The organism is Pseudarthrobacter lactosi (assembly GCF_055412785.1).
In genome coordinates this window covers 553,749-566,339 of record NZ_JBVAYS010000003.1, presented here as the reverse complement: position 1 = coordinate 566,339, position 12,591 = coordinate 553,749, and the positions used below count along the sequence as shown (strand labels likewise).

Here is a 12,591-nt window from a genome sequence, read left to right as displayed (position 1 = left end):
GGAACGTCTGATCCAGGCATTCTTTTGTTGCTTTCAGACTAAAGTGAGGTATGATGGGAAGTGGCGCCGGGGTTACTTTCGGACCCGCTCTCCGCCGTGATGGTGCGGCGGAGGCACAACACGTCGCGTCGACGGCCCGATCGTTCGGGTAGATCACTATGCCACTTTCACCTTTGAGACTTCGTCTCCTTGTTATTTCCCTGCTCTCGGTCTCCTTCCTCGGGGCCCTGGACCACACGGTGGTGTCCACATCGCTGGCCACCATCGCCGGTGAGCTGGATGCGCTGACACTGATGAGTTGGGTTGTTGTGGGCTACACCCTGGCCAGCACGGTCCTGTTGCCCGTGCTCGGCAAACTGGGTGACGTGCTGGGAGCGCGCCGCATCTTCCTCAGTTCACTGGTTGTGTTCCTGGCCGCTTCCTTGGCCTGCGGTTTCGCCCAGGACATGGCCTGGCTCATCGCCGCACGCGTCCTGCAGGGGATGAGCTCCGCAGGCCTGCAGTTGATGTCCCAGACCATTGTTGCCCGGGTCACCACCCAGCGGGAACGGCCCGGCTACATGGCCCTTATTGGCGCGGCCTTCCCCATCGCGATCCTCGTTGGCCCCGTACTTGGTGGCGCCATTACAGACTATTGGGGCTGGCAATGGGTCTTCTGGATCAACATCCCGGTGGGCGCAGTAGCCCTGGGCCTCGCGTTGGTTGCTGTTCCCCACCTCGAACCAGGCCCCATGCCTCGTCACTTTGATGTTGCCGGGGCGGCTGTTTTCACCACCGCGCTGGTGGCCCTCGTACTCGCCGTGACGTGGGCTGCTGAACGCAGCGCCGGCCTTGCCACCGCTGCGGCGCTCGCGGTCAGCATCGGGGGCTTTGTTGTCTTCTTTTTTGTCGAGCGCCGCGCTCCCGAGCCCATCGTGCCGCTCCACTTCTTTGCCAACCGCACCATTGCCGCAGGTACCGCGCTGTCGGCGATCATCGGCGTCGGGCTCTTCTCCATCACGGCGTACCTTCCCACGTACTTTCAAATGGCCTACCAAACCTCCGCCACCGTGTCCGGGTTTGTCCCCATCGCCACAGTTTTCGGCATGCTGATCAGCAACCTGCTCACCGGATGGCTTGCCAGCCGGACAGGGCGCTACCGCATCTTCCCGATCCTGGGAACATCGCTGGGAGCGGCAGGGCTATTTGTCATGGCCGTGCTGCCCCTCGGGCTGCCGCTGTGGGTGCCCATGATTGTGATGGGTGTGGTTGGCATGGGCACCGGGGCGTTCATGAGCCTGATCGTCGCAGTGGTCCAGGGCGCTGTCCCGGCGAGCCAGACCGGCACTATTACGGCAACCATCAACCTGGTGCGGCAAGTTGGATCAACAGTGGCGACGGCGATCATCGGCGGGGTCATCGGCTTCGGCGTCGCAGCTCTGTTGCCGTCGGGCATTGACGCCTCCACGCTGACCCCGCAACTGGTCCACGCGGCCGACCCGGCTCTCCAGGCCGGCGTCGCACAGATTTATGGCACGGTCTTTACTCCCATCTTCATCGCCTTGGCAGTTACATATGCCGTGGGAATTGTCGCGGCGGTCCTGCTTCCGCACGGCCGCCTCTCCGACGAACCCGTTCCCGCACCGCAAACAACTTCCGAATCCCTTTCGGCCTGATTTCAAAGGAGACATCATGTCCAACCCCACTATCGCCATCGTCGGCAGCGGCCCCATCGGCTCCGCCTACGCACGGGTGCTCCTCGAACAGGTGCCGAATGCCAGGGTGGTGATGTTCGAAGCCGGTCCGCAGCTGACGGAAGTTCCCGGCGAAAGCGTCCGGAACATTCCCGACGCCGGCGAAAAGGCCCGCGCGCGTGAGATGTCCCAGGGACCGCAGGCTGGCGCCTACCGTGAATCCCTGGGAATCCCTGCTGGGACGGTTACTGAGGGTATGTTCACTGCACGCCAGGGCACGCACCTGCTCGACTTCGGGGGTGCAGGATCCGCCCACGCCTCAACCTTCCCGGCAGCGGCCGCCGCCACCAACGTCGGTGGCCAGGGTGCGCACTGGACGTGCGCGACGCCGTCGCCCGCCTTTAGTGAGAAGCTCCCCTTCATTGCGGACAACGAGTGGGACGGACTCATTGAGTACGCCAAGGAGCTGCTCCACGTCCACAGCGCAGCGTTTGCCGACTCGAAAGTCGGCGAGGCCATCAGGTCGCTCCTCGATGAAGAGTTCGGCGCGGAACTGCCGGACGGCCACGGCGTGGGCACCCTTCCGGTTGCCGGCGACCCGCAGCCTGACGGCTCCGTGCGCTGGGCGGGGGCCGACGTCGTCCTCGGTCCGTTGATCGATCAGGACAGCCCGCTCTCGAAGCAGTTCGAACTTCGTGACCTCACATTGGTCCGCCGCGTGGAACTGGACGGGCGCCGGGTTACCGGGGTCACGGTCGAGGATCTCCGCACGGGGGAGACGTCATTTGAGGCGGCGGACATCGTTGTGGTGGCCGCCGATGCTTTCCGCTCCCCGCAGCTCCTCTGGGCCTCCGGCGTTCGGCCGAAGGCGCTTGGCCACTACCTGACGGAGCATCCCGTCGTCATCTCCACGGTGGCCCTCGATGAGGAGAAAATGGGTCGGTACGCCACTGAAGATGACCTCAAGGCCGAATTGGCCCGGCGTGCACAGAACCCGGCAGACCCCGTCGCCGCAGTGAACCGTATCCCGTTCTCCGAGCCGGAGCACCCTTTCTCCGTCCAGGTGATGTACACCGAGACCACGCCGTTCCCGATGGAGCCGGGAACCCCGTACTCCGAGAACCGCTGGGGGTACGTCAACATGGGCTACGGGATGCGCAAGCACCCGCGCTACGAGGATGCCGTCACCTTTGACGACAACGAGACGGACTACCGGGGATTCCCGAACATGACCATTGAGTACGCGCTGACCGAGAGGGAAGACGCGGAGATCGCCCAGGCCACGGAGCGGCTTCGCCGTGCCGGCAAGTCCCTTGGAGTCTTTGTTGCCGAGCCCCGCCTGATGCCGAACGGCTCCAGCCTGCACTACCAGGGCACCATGCGCCTGGGGGAGGCCGATGATGGCGCCTCGGTGGCGGATCCGTGGTCGCGCGTATGGGGATACGACAACCTTGTGGTGGGCGGAAATGCGCTCATCCCGACGGCGACGGCCATGAATCCCACGCTGATGAGCGTGGCCATTGCGGTCCGAGGCGCCCGGAAAGTTGCGGAGGGACTCGGCTCATGACCTGCCGGGGCCTTCTGCCAGGAGCCGCCCGCCTCAGTCTGCTGCCATCGGTTCTGTGGATACCAGCTATTCCAAATCCATGATTCCCCGATAGTCGAACCGTAGCCACAGTGAGAAGAAGTCACTTTCGGCGCCTGAACCGCGCTGATCCCTCCGTGACCATCACGAGGCTAAGGAATTCAATGGAGAATATTCAGCTCACGGGCAACCACGCCACGAAAGAGGCACCGGGCTCTGCGGGGACACGGCAACCAGGACGGCTGCAGGCAGCCCTCCTGGTTGCCGGCAGCTGCATGCCGGTACTGGGCGCTGTGCTTTTGGCACCCGTTCTGCCCACCCTGAACCAGGCGTTCGCGGACACGCCCGGCGTTGCCATCCTGGTGCCGCTTACGCTCACCCTGCCGGCGCTGTTCGTGGCACTTTTCTCACCGCTGGCGGGCTATGTGGCCGACAGGGTGGGCCGCAAGCAGCTGCTGGTCTTCGCCATGCTGGCGTACGCCGTGTTCGGGACCGCGCCGCTGTGGCTGAACACTCTTGAGTCCATCGCTTTGTCCCGGGTGGGCGTGGGAATAGCGGAAGCGGCCATCATGACCTGCTGCACCACCCTCATCACCGACTACTACGCCGGCGAGCGGCGCAACAAGTATCTGGGCCTTCAGACCATGGTCAGTGCGCTCGCAGCCACCGCGTTCTTTGCGCTCGGCGGTGCTTTGGGCAGCATCAGTTGGCGGACCCCGTTCTGGCTCTATGCGGTCAGCGCGGTGATCGTTATTCCCATGATCTTCAAGCTTTGGGAGCCGGCAAAGAGCCAGCGCACGACGGCGGTCCCAACCCCGGTGCCATGGCGGCAGATCGGTGCCCCCGCCGCGGTGACGCTGTTCGGCGGGATCGTTTTCTATGCGCTCATCGTCCACCTGCCTTACGTCATCACCGGGCTGGGCGTTGGGGACGCAGCCCTTATCGGACTTGCTGCGGCCATCGCGTCCCTCGCCACCGCGGCAGGTGCCATCTCCTTTCGCTTCCTGGCGAAGCTGGGCACGCGGAACCTGCTGGCTTTCGCCTTCGGGCTGGCCGCCGTCGGCCTCTTCCTGGTCTCTGTTGCGGGCAACGTGGCGCTGGCCATCACGGGCGCAGTAATTGCCAGCGCCGGAACCGGTGTGCTGCTGCCCACCCTGCTGACGTGGGCGGTGAACGGCCTTGAATTCCAGCAGCGCGGCCGGGGCACTGGCATCTGGACCGGCACGTTGTTCATCGGCCAGTTCCTTACCCCGATCGTCCTTGGGGCGGCCGCGGCGGGACTGGGCAGCCTCGGCTTGGCCCTGGGTGCACTTGGAACGGCGTGTGCGGTGGCATTTGTCGCCGTCCTGGTCCGCGGTCCACGCATGGTGCCGGTCAGCCATTAGGAGGGCCGATGTCCTGCACGGATAACCTGTGGGTATGAAGAACCTGGACCTCAACCTGCTGCCCCACCTGCAGGTCCTGCTGGAGTTGAAGAATGTCTCCCGGGCGGCGGAGAGGCTCCAGCTCAGCCAGCCGGCTACCAGCGCGGCCATGGCCAGGCTCCGGCGGCATTTCGACGACGAACTCCTGGTCCGGAACGGCCGCACGTATGACCTCACGCCCTTTGCGCAGTCGCTGGTCCCGCTGGTTGATGAAGCCATGCTTCACGTCCAGCGGGCCACGCGCGTCCGGTCCGGTTTTGATGCCGCTACCAGCGAGCGGGAGTTCATCATCGCCGCTTCGGATTACGCAGCTGCCCTGATCGTGGGTCCGCTTCGCGGCATCCTGCGGGACGAGGCCCCCAATGTGTCAGTGGACTTCGTCCCCACCGCCGGGTCTGGGATCCAGGGGCAAATGGCCGACTATTCGAAAATCGACCTGCTCGTGGGTCCGACCGGCTATCAGATGCAGGGCGCCAGCAAGCAGCTGTTCCGCGACAGCTTCGTTGCCGTGGCCGCTTCCGGAAACCCCTTGCTCCAGCACCCCCGGCTTACGGTGGCGGACCTGGCCACCGTTCCCCACGCCGTCGGCTATTTCGGCGAGGGAATCAGCACCCCGGCAGACAAGATCTTCGAGTCGCGGGGCCTGCAGCGGCGCGTGGCGGCGGTGGTAGCTGGCTTCCTGTCGCTGCCGCTGCTGGTAGAGGGAACAGACCTCGTGGCGCTGGTGCCGCGGATGCTGGGCGCACGGGCCCAGCGCGGCGCGGACATTGTGGTGGTGGAGTTCTCGGAAGGCCTCGAAGCGTCCCTGGTGGAGGCGATGTACTGGCACCCGTCCCAGACAGAGGACCCAGCCAGCGTCTGGCTGCGCTCCGTGGTCCAGCGGTCCTGTGCCCGGCTGCACGAACTCTTCCCCGTCACCGCACATCCGGTGACTATCCACGCGGCGGATACCACCTAGAGCCAACGCGAGGTTCCCCGTCAGGACGATCCCTGCGAGAGTCGACGAAACGTACTTCGAAGGGACCTCTCTTATGCCCGTCTCCAGCCAGCGCCTGGCCGGCAAGACCGCCGTCATCACCGGAACGGCCAGTGGCCAGGGGAGGGCGGCGGCGCTCGCTTTCGCTGAGGCAGGGGCCTTCGTGGTGGGCTGTGACATGGACGACGACGGTGCCGCGGCCACAGTGGAGCAGGTCACCGCTGCCGGGGGCCGAATAAGCAGCAGCCGGGTTGATCTCACAGACGAGACTGCCGTGGCGGCATGGGCCTCGGATGTCGCCGCGAAGCAAGGCCAGGTCCACATCCTCTACGCCAACGCCGCGGTCACACGCTTCGCCCCGGTGGAGCAGCTGACGTTTGCCGACTGGAAGTGGAATGTGGAACATGAGATGGACGTGGTGTTCCTGCCGGTCAAATACTTCTGGCCCCAACTGATCCTGGCTCAGAACGCGGCCATCGTGCTGGTGGGGTCCACGGCAGGAGTCGCGGGTTCAATGACCAACGGCCGGCTGGCACACACGGCCACGAAAGGCGCCGTGGTGGCCATGGCCAGGCAGCTCGCGGCCGAAGGGGCTGCCCACGGCCTGCGGGTTAATACTGTTAGCCCCGGAATGATCCGCACTGCCGCCACCGAGGGCAACCTCCTGGCCGCCGACCACCCGATGCGCACCATCGCCGGTAGCATTCCCTTGGGCCGGATCGGGGCGCCGGATGAAGTGGCCAAGTGCGCGTTGTTCCTTGCCTCGGACGAGGCGTCGTATGTGACTGGAGCGAATCTGATGGTCGACGGCGGCTGGTCGGCGGTGCTGCCCGGCTAACGCATCGCGTCGGAGACCGATTTGGCCCCGCTGTGGCCTGACTGGCCCCCGTCCACCGGAATCTCGGCACCCGTCACGAAGGAGGACAGCGGGCTGAGGAGGAACAATACGACGCCGGCCACCTCCTCCACGGTGCCTGTTCGGCCCAGCGGTGTCTCGGCCAGCGTGGCCTGCCGGAACCCGGGCTTGGCGCTCGCCGTCATAGGCGTTTCGATGAAGCCCGGGTGAACGGTGTTTACCCGGATCCCGCGCGGGCCCAGCTCTATGGCCGCCACCTGTGACAACCCGCGCAGCGCCCACTTGCTGGCCGTGTACGCCACCGGATAGTGCGCGGTCAGGCCCGCCACGGAGCCCACATTAACAATGGACGCACCGCTGGCCATTAGGGGAGCGAGGGCCTGGATCCCCAGCAGGCATCCGGCAACGTTTACCTCGTAGATCTTTTGCAGGTCGGCCACGGAGACGTCCAGCAACCGGCTGCGCTGGGTGATTCCCGCATTGTTGATCAACCCGTCCACCTGCCACCCCTGGGACTGGATCCAGTCGACGAGCTCGGCCCAACCAGAGGCATCGGACACGTCCAGCTGCCGGTACACCAGTGTGCCGAGCGCAGACGAAGGCAAAGCAGCCAGCTCGGCTGGCATGTCCACGGCAAGGTCCGTGGCGATGACCCGCGCCCCGGCTTCCGCCAGCAGCCGCGCCTCGGAGGCACCCTGGCCCTGGCCGGCGCCGGTGACCACCACCGTACGGCCCTCGAGCTGAAGAGCGACCACCCTACGTCCCGGACGTAACTACGGAGGCAACCCTGTTGCGGGGACGGACTCGCGCTGGTACGCGGGTTCCGGCTTCACGCCGGGCACCCACAGAGTTCTCGATGCTGCCGATGCCTTCCACCGTCATGCGGACCACGTCGCCGGTCTTCAGGGGCGGGGGAGTCTTGGACCCGTTCCGTCCCCACAGCTCTGCGAGGCAGCCGCTTCCACACGTGCCGGAGCCCAGGACGTCGCCGGGCCGCACCACTGAATCCTGCGAGGCGTAGGCCACCAGCTCGGCGAACGGCCAGCCCATGTTGGACAGCAGGTCCTGGCCGATGGCTTCGCCGTTGACCTCAACAGCCATGGAAATCGGCAGGAACCCCTCGGCGTCGTGCCGGTCCTCGAACTCATCCGCGGTCACAATCCAGGGCCCCAGCGTGTTGGCGAAGTCCTTGCCCTTGCACGGGCCCAGGCTGACCTTCATCTCGCGGCGCTGCAGGTCCCGCGCCGACCAGTCATTGAGGATCGTGTAGCCGAAAATATGGCGGTGTGCCGCTTCCGCCGTCAGGTTGCGGCCGTCGCTGCCCGGAACGCGTCCGACGACGGCGGCCACTTCCGTCTCAAAGTCCAGATCCGTGCAGCCTGCCGGAATCCCGATCACCTCTCCCGTGCCGGTCACCGTGTGCGGGTTGGTGAAGTAGAAGGTTGGTGCCTCATACCATTCAGGCACCACGCCCCCCACGCCGTCGATGCTCTTCCGCACGCCTTCCACGTGTTCCTCGAAGGCCACAAAATCTCGGATAGTGGCAGGCGCCAGCGGGGCGAGCAATTGCACGTCCGCCAGCGGCACGGCTGGGCCAGAGCCGATGGTCTGCCGGGCTTGCTCCAGCGTTTCTTCGAGCCCGGCATCCAGCAGCGTCTGGACCGTTTGGCCTGCGGGCAGGGCGTAGCAGTTGGGCCCGTCGACGAAGCCGGACTGCGTCCCGCCGTCGTGATTCCAGCGTGCAATCTTGACCATGGTGTTCCTTACGCGGTGGGTCGGGCGGTGAGGACTGAAGCAGGCGTGATGCCCAGCGTGCGTGCGTTGCCACCCAAAACCTGGGCCTCGTCGTCGGCAGAGAGTCCGGCAGCCTGGACCTCGTCCACAGGAAGGTCGGAGCCCATGTCGAACGGGTAGTCCGAACCGAGCAGCACCTGCTCCGGCCCCACGGCGGCCACGAGGGCCCGCAGTTCAGCAGCGCTGTGGACCAGCGAATCGAAGTACAGCTTCTTAAGGTAGGATGACGGCGGCTGGGCGCAGCCGTGTGCCTCCGGCCGGACCCGCCAGGCGTGGTCGGAGCGGCCCAGAGTGGTGGGAAGGTAGCCGCCGCCGTGGGCGGCGAGCACCTTGAGACCCGGGTACCGGTCGAGGACCCCGCTGAAGATCAGGTGGGACAGCGCCACCGCGTTTTCGGCCGGCTGGGAGACGGTGTTGGCGAGGTAGAAGCGGTCCAGTCGCTCGTCCAGTGAGCAGCCGAACGGGTGCAGGAACACCAGGGCACCCAGTTCTTCGGCCCGGCTCCAGAACGGGTCCAGGCACGGGTCTGACAGCTCAACGGTGCTGCGTTCCGGGTGGGCGGGAGTGCCAGCGAACGAGCCGATTTCGACGCCAAGCAGTCCGCACTCCAGCACGGCGTGCTCCAGTGCTTCAACCATCAAGGCGGGGTGCTGCAGCGGGACCAGGCCCAGGCCGTTGAGCCGCTCGGGAGCGCGGTCCACGAACTCCCGGACCGCCTGGTTGGCGGACTTTGCCAGCTGCAGCGCCAGCTCTTCTCCGGCGAAGTAATAGAAGTGCGATGGCGACGGTGAGACCAGCTGCACGTCCACGCCCTGGGCATCCATGTCCGCCAGCCGGCGGTCCAGGTCGGTGAGCTGCGGCCACCGCTCCTTGATCATCTTGCCGGAAGCGGCCATCGATTCCGGTCCGTTGCGCCGTACTTCCAGGGCCTGCTGGGCGCCGAAACCTTCGGGATCGGCTTCCGCCACGAGCTGCTGCAAAGCCGGAAGCAGGATGTGGGCGTGGACGTCTACGGTGGGGCTTTGTTCTTCGGCAGCGTGGGTGCTCATGCGAGCTCCTTCACCATGCTGGACACGGAGTGCATAAGGCGGGGCACGTCGGCGTCGCGGACGCCGTCGAGCATCCACTGGCCCAGCTGGACGGAAGCGTTGACCACGGCCTTGGCCCGGTCCAGCCGGCGGTCGGTGAACTCTTTCCAGAGTGTCTCCGTGATGTCGTCGGCGCTGATGAGCAGTTCGGCGAGCACGGCTGCGTCTTCCAGCGCCATGGCTGCACCCTGGGCAATCGTGGGCGGGCAGCTGTGGGCGGCGTCGCCAATGATCACTGTCCGGCCGCGGTTCCAGGGCCCGTCCACAAGGTGGGTGGTGAACCGGGTGTAGTTGATGCGGGCACTATGGTCCAGGTTCGCACGGATCTCGTTCCATGGCCCGCCATAGGCGGCAGCGAGTTCGGCCATGATGCGGGGGCCGTCCTCGTGCTTGCGCTCCTGGGCCCTTTCCACGAGGTAGGCGTAAATAGTGTCCGGGCCGGTGGGGCAGTAGCCGGCGATGAAGCAGGGCCCGCCGTAGGTAAGGTCCGTGCGGACCACCTCGTCGGGCCGTTCCACGAAGGCGCGCCAAATGCCCATGCCGGTGGGCAGGGGTTCGACGTCGATGCCGATGGCCTTGCGGACGGCGGAGTGCAGCCCGTCGGCACCGATCAGGAGGTCGAAGCTTGCCGTGGCGCCGTCGGCGGTGCTGACGGTGACGGAATCGCCGTCGTCCTTTACTCCGGTGACCGTTTTGCCGTAGGTGATCCGCGCTCCGGCCCGTTCAGCCCTTTCGCGGAGGATCGCGGTGAGGTCCGGGCGGTACATGCCCAAGGTGGCCGGGAGATCCTCGCCACCGGTCCGCATGTCCTCCAGGACGGCGACGACGGTGCCGGCGGGATCCGGGGCGCGCAGGCCCAGGGTGCTGAACGCGTAGCCCTTCGCCTCGATCTGCTCCCAGACGCCGAGCTGGCGGAAGATTCGCAAGGCGTTTCCTTGCAGGGTGATGCCGGAGCCAAGGGTCTGTGGGGCATCTGCCTTCTCCAGGACTTCCACCTGGATTCCGGCGTCGGCCAGCAGGATGGCTGCGGTCAGTCCCGAGGCTCCCGCCCCGACGATTCCGACGTTCTGTACTGCTGCCATCGCTGACTCCTTTGTATTGACGGCGTTACTGCTAATGGTTGTGATGCTTTTGTATATATAGTGCCGCTGCGCTTACCGGACGGTGATCACCGGAACCCGATTACCGGAGGGCGATCGGGTTGACGGGCGATCCGACGGCGCCGGTGATGGGCAGCGGCGCTGCGGTGAGCAGGAAGTCGTACCTGTTGTCAGCTGCGCACGCGTGCGCCAGGCCGTCCGGGGCCCACATCTCGCCCAGGAACAGCCCGAGGTTGGGGATGGCGATCTGGTGCAGGGGCTGGAAGGCGCCGTCGAACTCGTTGGGACGCACCTCGAAACCCCACGTATCCGTCGCGATGCCGGCAATCTCTGAGGTGTGCAGCCACGACGCGGTGCTGAAGGACAGCCCGGGAGCTGATCCGCCGGCGTAATCGCCCCAGCCGTCGCGGCGGACCCGGGTGTGCTGTCCGGTGCGGATCACCACGATGTCGCCGCGACCCACCCGTGAGCTGGGTCCCTGCAGTTCAATGGTCCGTTCAAGGTGTTCCGGGGTGATGGCGAATCCGTCCGGCAGTTCACCGTCGTTCCGGCCGAGTTGGGGTCCGAGCGCCCGGCCGACGTCGAGCAGGACGCCGCGCGTGACGATCTTGGCTGCGGCAGTTTCGATGCCCGTGACAAGGTCGCCTTCTGAGGTAACTACATCGCCTGCCGCCCGCCCGTTCCATGCCTTGCCGCGGTCGAAGATGTGGCCGAGCCCGTCCCACTGGGTGGAGCACTGCAGCGGCATGGCGATCACGTCGTCAGCGCCGCCGAAACCGTGAGGGAAGCCCTGGTTGCCGCGTTCGGCGTCCACTCCCGTGTCCGTCATGGTGTGGACGGGGTTGGTGCGGCGGCGCCACCCTTTTTGCGGGCCGTTGGTGTCGAACGGCTGGGACAGGGAGAACGCCTCGCCGGTCTTCACGAGCGACGCCGCCTCGATGCGCTTGGCCGCGTCAATGAAGTTCAGGGTTCCCAGAACGTCATCGTCGCCCCAACGGCCCCAGTTGTTGTACTTGGAGGCCGCGGCCGTGATGCTGCCCAGCGGGTCCGTGCGCCGGATCACCGGGGAGTCATTGGTGGCTGACTCCCCGGTGCCGGTGTTTATTGCAGGAGCCGTGTGCTGGGTGGTCATGGCTGGCTGCTTTCAGCTTGGACTTCGTCCTTGCAGTGGATGAGCTGGGTGCCCAGGCCGGTGATGGTGCCTTCCATGACGTCGCCGTCCTGAAGCAGCCGGCCCCAATGGGCGCCGTTGCCGGCGGGGCTGCCGGTCAGGACGAGGTCGCCGGGGCGCAGCGGCATAATCTGGGAGGCTTCGCTGACGAGTTTGGCGACGCCGAAGATCATGTCCTGCGTGGATTCGTCCTGCATGGCCTTGCCGTTGAGCTTAAGGGTGACCTGTACGTCCTGCGGGTCACCGAAGAACTTGGCCGGCACCAGCAGGGGGCCGGTAGGCAGGAAGCCGGGGGCGTTCTTGGCGCGGTACCAGTCCGAGCCGATGGCAGGCATGTCCTTGCGGAAAACGTACTCACGCGTGGTGATGTCATTGACCATCGTGTAGCCGAACACATAGTCCAGTGCTTCCTCGGGGGTGACCCGGAACGCCGTCCTCCCGATGACCGCGGCAAGCTCCAGCTCCCAGTCGTGGGATTTGGAGTAGGCGGGCAGGGTGAGGTCCTCCGTGGCGGACGCGATCGCCGTCGGCAGCCCGATGAAGAAGTACGGTGTGCCCTGGCCCGCCCGCTTGTCCATCATCGCGGCGGTCTTCGCGCGCACCTCGTCTTCGTCCTGGCCCGGTTCGCGGTGGGCCGCGGCGAGATCGATCACGTGTTTGCGGTAGTTCGCGCCGGTCTGCAGGACCTGGACCGGCTCCACCGGGGCGAGAACCTCGACGTCGGCCAACGCCAGGCCTGTGTCCTCGCCGGCAGAAGCTGCCAAAGTGTCCAGCTGGCCTTCGGTGGTGGCCCAATGCTCGATCAGGGAATTGATGTCCCCGTCGAGCGGCAGGACGCGGTCGCGGACCAGCAGGCCCGCCCGGGCTTTGCTGTCACCAAGCTCCTGGAAGCGGATGAGGGAATACGTAGCTTCGGCCATGGTG

General features: G+C 66.0%; 11 protein-coding genes. 5 read left to right on the top strand and 6 right to left on the bottom strand.

Annotation, left to right across the window (positions count from 1 at the left end):
* The first annotated feature begins 173 nt into the window (after positions 1-173).
* The 5 genes from ACZY0Q_RS16190 to ACZY0Q_RS16170 all read left to right on the top strand — a co-directional run bounded on the left by ACZY0Q_RS16190 (position 174) and on the right by ACZY0Q_RS16170 (position 6,496).
* On the top strand, positions 174-1,655 hold the full coding sequence (locus ACZY0Q_RS16190; RefSeq protein ID WP_463918372.1) for an MFS transporter: 1,482 nt from the start codon (positions 174-176) through the stop codon (positions 1,653-1,655).
* A 16-nt stretch (positions 1,656-1,671) separates the two neighbouring features.
* A complete protein-coding gene (locus ACZY0Q_RS16185; protein ID WP_463918370.1) occupies positions 1,672-3,240 on the top strand; it encodes a GMC oxidoreductase in 1,569 nt (522 codons plus the stop codon).
* A gap of 182 nt (positions 3,241-3,422) precedes the next feature.
* Positions 3,423-4,643: an MFS transporter gene (locus ACZY0Q_RS16180; protein ID WP_463918368.1), complete on the top strand. Its 1,221-nt coding sequence runs from the start codon at positions 3,423-3,425 to the stop codon at positions 4,641-4,643.
* Positions 4,644-4,677: 34 nt separating this feature from the next.
* Positions 4,678-5,640: a LysR family transcriptional regulator gene (locus tag ACZY0Q_RS16175; RefSeq protein ID WP_463918366.1), complete on the top strand. Its 963-nt coding sequence runs from the start codon at positions 4,678-4,680 to the stop codon at positions 5,638-5,640.
* A 73-nt stretch (positions 5,641-5,713) separates the two neighbouring features.
* Positions 5,714-6,496 (top strand): SDR family NAD(P)-dependent oxidoreductase, encoded by a 783-nt coding sequence (locus ACZY0Q_RS16170; RefSeq protein ID WP_463918364.1) that lies wholly within the window; start codon positions 5,714-5,716, stop codon positions 6,494-6,496.
* On the opposite strand, the gene ACZY0Q_RS16165 is transcribed toward ACZY0Q_RS16170, so the two are convergent.
* The 6 genes from ACZY0Q_RS16165 to ACZY0Q_RS16140 form a co-directional block, all read right to left on the bottom strand.
* Positions 6,493-7,269 carry an SDR family NAD(P)-dependent oxidoreductase gene (locus ACZY0Q_RS16165; RefSeq protein WP_463918363.1) on the bottom strand — a complete coding sequence of 259 codons (777 nt, stop codon included), beginning with the start codon at positions 7,267-7,269 and terminating at the stop codon, positions 6,493-6,495. The genes ACZY0Q_RS16170 and ACZY0Q_RS16165 overlap by 4 nt on opposite strands.
* A 1-nt stretch (position 7,270) precedes the next feature.
* Positions 7,271-8,269 (bottom strand): fumarylacetoacetate hydrolase family protein, encoded by a 999-nt coding sequence (locus tag ACZY0Q_RS16160; RefSeq protein ID WP_463918361.1) that lies wholly within the window; start codon positions 8,267-8,269, stop codon positions 7,271-7,273.
* Positions 8,270-8,277: 8 nt separating this feature from the next.
* Complete coding sequence (locus tag ACZY0Q_RS16155; protein WP_463918359.1) at positions 8,278-9,357, bottom strand: amidohydrolase family protein; 1,080 nt, start codon at positions 9,355-9,357, stop codon at positions 8,278-8,280.
* Positions 9,354-10,478, bottom strand: a complete 1,125-nt coding sequence (locus tag ACZY0Q_RS16150) for an FAD-dependent oxidoreductase (RefSeq protein WP_463918357.1) — start codon at positions 10,476-10,478, stop codon at positions 9,354-9,356. The genes ACZY0Q_RS16155 and ACZY0Q_RS16150 overlap by 4 nt, the downstream gene beginning before the upstream one ends.
* A 100-nt stretch (positions 10,479-10,578) precedes the next feature.
* A complete protein-coding gene (locus ACZY0Q_RS16145; RefSeq protein WP_463918356.1) occupies positions 10,579-11,628 on the bottom strand; it encodes a cyclase family protein in 1,050 nt (349 codons plus the stop codon).
* Positions 11,625-12,587, bottom strand: a complete 963-nt coding sequence (locus tag ACZY0Q_RS16140) for a fumarylacetoacetate hydrolase family protein (protein ID WP_463918355.1) — start codon at positions 12,585-12,587, stop codon at positions 11,625-11,627. The genes ACZY0Q_RS16145 and ACZY0Q_RS16140 overlap by 4 nt, the downstream gene beginning before the upstream one ends.
* Positions 12,588-12,591 lie beyond the last annotated feature (4 nt).

Excerpts from the sequence above, each read along its gene's own strand:
- ACZY0Q_RS16185 (WP_463918370.1), top strand. The coding sequence starts at position 1,672 with ATGTCCAACCCCACTATCGCCATCGTCGGCAGCGGCCCCATCGGCTCC.
- ACZY0Q_RS16180 (WP_463918368.1), top strand. The coding sequence starts at position 3,423 with ATGGAGAATATTCAGCTCACGGGCAACCACGCCACGAAAGAGGCACCG.
- ACZY0Q_RS16175 (WP_463918366.1), top strand. The coding sequence starts at position 4,678 with ATGAAGAACCTGGACCTCAACCTGCTGCCCCACCTGCAGGTCCTGCTG.
- ACZY0Q_RS16170 (WP_463918364.1), top strand. The coding sequence starts at position 5,714 with ATGCCCGTCTCCAGCCAGCGCCTGGCCGGCAAGACCGCCGTCATCACC.
- ACZY0Q_RS16160 (WP_463918361.1), bottom strand. The coding sequence starts at position 8,269 with ATGGTCAAGATTGCACGCTGGAATCACGACGGCGGGACGCAGTCCGGC.
- ACZY0Q_RS16155 (WP_463918359.1), bottom strand. The coding sequence starts at position 9,357 with ATGAGCACCCACGCTGCCGAAGAACAAAGCCCCACCGTAGACGTCCAC.
- ACZY0Q_RS16150 (WP_463918357.1), bottom strand. The coding sequence starts at position 10,478 with ATGGCAGCAGTACAGAACGTCGGAATCGTCGGGGCGGGAGCCTCGGGA.
- ACZY0Q_RS16145 (WP_463918356.1), bottom strand. The coding sequence starts at position 11,628 with ATGACCACCCAGCACACGGCTCCTGCAATAAACACCGGCACCGGGGAG.
- ACZY0Q_RS16140 (WP_463918355.1), bottom strand. The coding sequence starts at position 12,587 with ATGGCCGAAGCTACGTATTCCCTCATCCGCTTCCAGGAGCTTGGTGAC.